At 43.8% G+C, this 6,434-nt stretch carries 6 protein-coding genes and 4 tRNA genes; 3 read left to right on the plus strand and 7 right to left on the minus strand.

Features of this window, described 5'->3' with window-relative positions; all coding sequences use genetic code 11:
* The 5 genes from AB4484_RS24875 to AB4484_RS24895 form a co-directional block, all read right to left on the minus strand.
* On the minus strand, positions 1-191 hold a 191-nt coding region (locus AB4484_RS24875), incomplete at its 3' end, for a GTP-binding protein (RefSeq protein ID WP_241905392.1).
* A 95-nt stretch (positions 192-286) separates the two neighbouring features.
* Positions 287-362, minus strand: a tRNA-Thr gene (locus tag AB4484_RS24880).
* Positions 363-375: 13 nt separating this feature from the next.
* A tRNA-Gly gene (locus tag AB4484_RS24885) sits at positions 376-450 on the minus strand.
* Positions 451-489: 39 nt separating this feature from the next.
* A tRNA-Tyr gene (locus AB4484_RS24890) sits at positions 490-574 on the minus strand.
* A gap of 44 nt (positions 575-618) precedes the next feature.
* Positions 619-694, minus strand: a tRNA-Thr gene (locus AB4484_RS24895).
* Positions 695-904: 210 nt separating this feature from the next.
* On the opposite strand from AB4484_RS24895, the gene coaA reads away from it, so the two are divergent.
* Positions 905-1,828 (plus strand): type I pantothenate kinase, encoded by a 924-nt coding sequence (gene coaA, locus AB4484_RS24900; RefSeq protein WP_372080856.1) that lies wholly within the window; start codon positions 905-907, stop codon positions 1,826-1,828.
* Between the two features lie 7 nt (positions 1,829-1,835).
* Here coaA and birA read toward each other — a convergent pair whose 3' ends face one another.
* Positions 1,836-2,801 (minus strand): bifunctional biotin--[acetyl-CoA-carboxylase] ligase/biotin operon repressor BirA, encoded by a 966-nt coding sequence (birA, locus tag AB4484_RS24905; protein WP_048615138.1) that lies wholly within the window; start codon positions 2,799-2,801, stop codon positions 1,836-1,838.
* Positions 2,798-3,844: a UDP-N-acetylmuramate dehydrogenase gene (murB, locus tag AB4484_RS24910; RefSeq protein WP_372080857.1), complete on the minus strand. Its 1,047-nt coding sequence runs from the start codon at positions 3,842-3,844 to the stop codon at positions 2,798-2,800. The genes birA and murB overlap by 4 nt, the downstream gene beginning before the upstream one ends.
* Positions 3,845-3,910: 66 nt before the next feature.
* On the opposite strand from murB, the gene AB4484_RS24915 reads away from it, so the two are divergent.
* Together AB4484_RS24915 and pssA are read left to right on the plus strand one after the other, a co-directional pair.
* Positions 3,911-4,342 (plus strand): GNAT family N-acetyltransferase, encoded by a 432-nt coding sequence (locus AB4484_RS24915; protein ID WP_050652876.1) that lies wholly within the window; start codon positions 3,911-3,913, stop codon positions 4,340-4,342.
* Between the two features lie 91 nt (positions 4,343-4,433).
* A complete protein-coding gene (gene pssA, locus AB4484_RS24920; protein WP_086971616.1) occupies positions 4,434-5,774 on the plus strand; it encodes a CDP-diacylglycerol--serine O-phosphatidyltransferase in 1,341 nt (446 codons plus the stop codon).
* The last annotated feature ends 660 nt before the right edge of the window (positions 5,775-6,434 follow it).

Here is a 6,434-nt window from a genome sequence, read left to right on the forward strand (position 1 = left end):
GCGATTGTGATACCGCGCTCGCGCTCTTCTGGAGCGTTATCGATAGATGCGAAATCTTTAGCAACACCACCGTACACTTTTGCAAGTGTAGTACAGATAGCAGCAGTTAGAGTTGTTTTACCGTGGTCAACGTGGCCGATAGTACCAACGTTTACGTGCGGTTTCGTACGTTCAAATTTTTCTTTAGACATGGGGTGTCCCTCTAGGTACGGATTAGGTGGCTTAAAATAAGACCACGCAACCAAAAAAAATGGTTTTCTTTATTAAAGGAGAAGAAGCTTTAGACTGGTGCTAATACCCAGAGTCGAACTGGGGACCTCACCCTTACCAAGGGTGCGCTCTACCGACTGAGCTATATCAGCACACAAAATGAGTTGGAGCGTGCAGCGGGAATCGAACCCGCATCATCAGCTTGGAAGGCTGAGGTAATAGCCATTATACGATGCACGCAACACGTAACTCTGTTTGAGCTATTTAACCTTTAGAATATGGTGGAGAGGGACGGATTCGAACCATCGAAGGCAGTGCCAACAGATTTACAGTCTGCTCCCTTTGGCCACTCGGGAACCTCTCCAAATTTTGAGCTTTCTCTCGCTTTCCTAAAAGGAAGGGAGAAAGTGGTGCCGACTACCGGAATCGAACTGGTGACCTACTGATTACAAGTCAGTTGCTCTACCTACTGAGCTAAGTCGGCACAAGTGGGGCGCATTTTATTGAATGATTTTCCACCTTGCAATAGTAAATTGAAAAAAAGTGCAAAATTCTCTGACCAAACTCCTACATACGGCTATTTAGCTCAAGGTTTACGTCTTTAACCCGCATCTAGTACAGGAAGATATTTTATTTATCTATCGCTTGATGTATTTTCCATGCACTTGTTTTGTTATCCACTATAGAGTTTTGTATGAGCCCATTTATGTCATTTGACCGCGAACGTTGGTCTGAGCTAAGGAATTTAGTTCCGATGACACTTTCTGAGAGCGACTTAAAAGAGCTTCAAGGCATCAATGAAAAGCTCACAATGGAAGAGGCAGTAGAGATCTATCTACCGTTATCTCGTCTATTGAACCTCTATGTGGCAGCCAGACAGAATAGAAACTCGGTACTCCACCAATTTCTAGATAAGAAAGAGAAAGCGCCACCTTTTATCATCGGTATTGCGGGTAGCGTAGCCGTTGGCAAAAGTACCACTGCGCGTCTGCTTAAAGCCCTACTCTCTCGCTGGGAAAACCACCCAAAAGTTGAACTAGTGACAACCGATGGCTTTTTATATCCAAACGAGGTGTTAGAAGAGAAAGGGTTGATGAGCAAAAAGGGCTTTCCGGAGTCTTACGACATCAAGCGTTTAGTGAACTTTGTTTCGGATGTAAAGGCATGCAAGAGAAATGTCACAGCCCCTGTTTACTCGCATCTTACGTACAACATTACTGATGACGTTAAGTGCGTCGACCTACCAGATGTGCTTATTATTGAAGGGCTTAATGTCTTGCAAAGCGGAATGAATTATCCACACGAACCACATCGCGTGTTTATTTCAGACTTCCTTGATTTCTCACTCTATGTTGACGCTGATAGCCAACAAATCAAAGAGTGGTACGTCAATCGTTTTATGAAATTCCGCGATGGTGCGTTTACTAAGCCTGGCTCTTACTTTAGTCATTACACTAAATTATCGAACCAAGCTGCATTGGACAAAGCGGAAGGTATCTGGAGTTCAATTAATGGCTTGAACCTTGAACAAAATATCCTTCCGACAAGAGAAAGGGCTCACCTGATTCTACGTAAAGGCGCAGATCATATGGTTGAAGAAGTGTTACTAAGAAAATAGTAACGCCTTAATCGCCTTTTCTTAGCGATATCTCGCCACCGATATAGCTCTCGACACCATTCTCAGTTTTGAGTAATACAGCGCCTTGTTCATCGATGCCTTGCACAACACCTTCAATTTCTCTAGGTCCAATGATCAACCTAACATTGCGGCCTAAGAAATTATCCAAGCGGTTCCAACGCTCTACAAAATTGGACATCCCTTTCAGCTCATAATCGACAAGAGACTTATCCCAGGCATTGATTAGAGCCTGCGCTAACTGATTACGGTCTGGCACCTTCCCATCACACACTTCTTTAAGGGAAGTCCATGGCTGGCCAATACCTGATGTTGTTGGATCCATGGATAGGTTTAGCCCTAAACCAATCACAATATGCGCAGCGCCACCAGACTGCCCAGACAGCTCGACCAAGATACCTGCAAGCTTCTTATCATTATGGTAGAGGTCGTTCGGCCATTTGAGCTTTACACCTTCTACACCCATTTCTTCCAAAGCTTCAACAACAGCAACACCAACAACAAGGCTTAAGCCCATCGCGGCAGCCATCCCTGCGTCAAGTCTCCAATACATTGAAAGATAGAGGTTTGCACCGAATGGCGATACCCACTCTCGTCCACGGCGTCCACGGCCCGCTGCTTGATATTCCGCAATACAGACAGAGCCCGATTCGAGGGTATTAGTACGCTCTAATAGGTGCTGGTTTGTAGAACCTATGATTGGAATCAGTTCAAGAGAAGCATCGCGACTAACTGCAGACAATTTTTCTTGGTCAAGCATATCCAAACGACTGGCTAGCTTGTAACCCTTGCCTTGTACTCGGTAGATATCTAAACCCCACTCTTGAATACCTTTAATGTGCTTACTGATAGCCGCTCGTGATACACCAATCATTTCACCTAGGTCTTCACCTGAATGAAACTCACCGTCAGCAAGGCATCTCAATAGCGCAAGCTTGGTACTGTGTTCTCTCATGCTAATGACTCCAAAGCCTTGTCTAGGTTTGTCTCGCAGTCTCGTCCCATAAAGCGCACTTCATGTTCCAATCGAATATCGAATTTATTCAAAACGGACTGGCGTACTCGCTCTGCAAGCTTAAGGATATCCACGGCAGAAGCCTCATCATAATTGATGATAACCAATGCTTGGTTAGGGTGAACCTGAGCGCCACCTTCTGTCACGCCCTTGAACTGGCATTGATCAATCAGCCAGCCAGCAGCAACTTTGATCATGTCATTACTCTCATAGCCGACAATATTTGGATATAGAGCTAACAAGCGATCAAAATGATCTTTGGTGATCACAGGGTTTTTGAAGAAACTGCCCGCATTCCCTTGTACTCTAGGGTCTGGCAGCTTACTTGAACGGATAGCACACACTTCATCAAATATAGTGCGAGGAGAGAGCGTATCGGCTGCTAGGCTTTTTAACGGGCCATAGTGATTGCATGGCTGCCACTCTTTCGACAATGTTAAACCAATCGCAACAACAATCGCTTTACCGTAGAGAGCGTGTTTAAAAATAGAATCTCGGTAACCAAAGAGACACTCTTCTTTGCTTAATCGCTTAACTGTATAAGTATCCAGACACAGAATATCGACATACTCGCATACATCTTGCAACTCAACACCATACGCACCAATATTCTGAATCGGAGCAGAGCCTGAACAGCCGGGTATCATTGCTAGGTTTTCTAGGCCACCCAACCCCTTATCAACACTCCACTCAACCAAGCTTGGCCAGTCCTCGCCACCACTTACATGCAGTAGGTGATGACTGTCCGTCTCGGTCAACTCAATCCCGGCTAATTTATTCACAATGACCAGGCCAGCGAAGTGCTCCGTAAAAAGCATATTACTGCCCTTACCCAGTATTAACTTAGGCAAAGCTGACCATTTAGGGTCTTTGTAAAGCGAAATAAGTTCTTCGGTAGTGGTGACTTCAACCAACGCATCACACGTCTGATCGATGGAAAAAGTATGAACATTTTTTAAACTAGCATTGAGATGGAATTGCATGGCGATATTCAATTAACTTACACTGCGGTCATTCTACAGCAGATAAACCAATGGCGCAGTGACTGAATGAACAATGTCATCATTACTCAATTAGACCCAGTAAAGGTTCCCCTAGTTAAACGTTTCTATAAAGAACACTACCCAACGGGAAAAGCGAATAAGAGTGAACTGATCTACTCGTTATTGCTGGATAACGAGCTATGCGGTGTCGTGCGTTTTCGTACAATAGAAAATAATCGTTTACTTACTGGAATGGCGATATCAAAACAACATCGCGGTCAGCAATTAGGCTCCCAGCTTATGGATTATTGTGCGCAACATACGCTTACGGAAGACGATTACTGCTTTGCGTACGCTCATCTCACCAATTTTTACGCGCGACACAAATTCGTACAAGTAGACCCTAAAGATCTACCAAATGGTTTAAGAGTTTTATACGAGCGCTATTCGAATAGCGGAAAAGATCTCATTCCTATGCATTATCAGCAAATTTGTTAGAGAATGCCTCGATTATCTAGTATTTGGTGCTATCCCTTTGGTAAAATTAAAGGTTCGCAATTTTGCATATTTTTAAGGTAAAACAGTCAATATGATTGCCAGTAGGAATCCATTCATACAGTTGCCAACCATAGCGCAGAATCCTGACAAGTTTGAAGTACTACTATCAGCGAAAGAGTTTCGAACTCGCCTACTTGATGAGATATCTCGCGCAACGACTCGTATTAGTTTAGTCGCTTTGTACCTTGAAGATGATGAAGCTGGCCGTGAGATCCTAACTGCCTTATATGAAGCAAAGCAAAAGAATCCAGAATTAGACGTGAGCGTTTGTGTCGATTGGCACCGAGCGCAGCGCGGATTGATTGGTGCAGAGTCTTCTGAAGGCAATGCAGCCATGTATAAAGAGTTTGCAGAAAAATATCAACATTCTGTGCCTGTCTATGGCATTCCCGTTCGCGGCAAAGAAGTCTTTGGCGTATTGCACTTAAAAGGCTTTATCGTCGATGACAGCGTGATATACAGCGGTGCAAGCCTTAACAATATCTACCTGAATTACCATGACCGCTATCGCTTTGATCGTTACCACGTTTTAAACAACGCGGCTCTTGCTGACTCAATGTTTGCCTACGTACACGAACAGATGGTTGCGGACAGCGCTGTTTATGACCTGGCTGATAAGAACAAGCCTGCGACCAAAGAACTGAAACCAGCGATTCGTCAGTTTCGTGCATCATTAGCAAGATCTCAGTATCAATTCGAAGGGCAAGAGGTTTCAGCAGACCAAGTGGCTGTAACACCATTGGTTGGTATCGGTAAAAGACGTAACCGTCTGAATCAGGGAATCAATCAACTCGTAGCGCAAGCTAAAGATGAAATCTTTATCTGCACACCTTACTTCAACTTCCCACCTAGCCTAGCTAAAGAAGTGAAGAAAGCACTCAAGCGTGGCGTAAAGGTCAGCATTGTTGTTGGCGATAAGACAGCGAATGATTTCTTTATCTCGCCAGAAGAAGAGTTTAAAACGATTGGTGGTTTGCCATACCTTTACGAACTGAACTTACGCCGTTTCGCTAAAGCGAATGAAGCTCATATTGCTAGCCGTAATCTATCAATTCGACTTTGGCAACACGATTCCAATAGCTTCCACCTAAAGGGCATATGGGTAGATAAGCGCTACATGCTACTAACAGGTAATAACCTAAACCCACGCGCATGGAAGCTGGATCTGGAGAACGGTATCTTTATCCAAGATAACTACCATCACCTAACTGATAAGTTCCAGGCTGAAGTGGATAATATCCTTCAACACACTCAGCTTATCTGTACTTATAAGCAGCTAGATAAGGTAGAGAGCTACCCGATGGAAGTTCAGAAGTTGATTCGTAAGATCACTCGTGTGAAAGCCGACAGAGTCCTTAAACAAATACTTTAGTCGATGTATTAGAAATACTATTTATCAACGCCTAGCAAACGCTAGGCGTTTTTGTATCTACGAGATAGGTTTGCTTGATGGTCATTCCAAGTCAACATCTCTATTTATTCATAGTGCGTGTGATAGCTTGAAATGTTAAACATCCTTCCTTGCCCTTAGTTTCAGATACGAGTATCAGGTACAGAGAACGATTAAACAAATACCAACATAATCGATAATTACCTTATACGTATTAAAAACAATAACGTTCGCTACTCCCTACAACAAGGGACGAGCGTGTTAGGGTATCTCACATATAAAGCACTCAGATTCGCCCAATTTGATGTTCTGTTCTACTTGGGTTATCTAAAGGAGTTAGAAGTAACTATTTCGATTCGTCAGATTTAGAACCAAACCACCTCCTAATGCCTTGTAACAGAGAGACGCCTCAGCGGTAACGATAAAGTCTATAGCAAAAGTCCAAAGCTGAGATGCCGGAAACGACGAAAGCCTAGTCGTCAGACTAGGCTTTCTAATATGTGCCAGAATAGCATGAAGTGCAGGGGCTCGGTGCCTTTACAACACTCATACAACCTAACAGCAAAGCACTTTTCTTCAAATGTAAAAAAGCCCTGCTATTTCTAGCAGGGCTTCTCTAATGAGTGGCGGAGTGGACGGGAC

Origin of the sequence: Vibrio sp. 10N.261.46.A3 (genome assembly GCF_041472995.1) — a bacterium.
GTDB lineage: Bacteria > Pseudomonadota > Gammaproteobacteria > Enterobacterales > Vibrionaceae > Vibrio > Vibrio coralliirubri.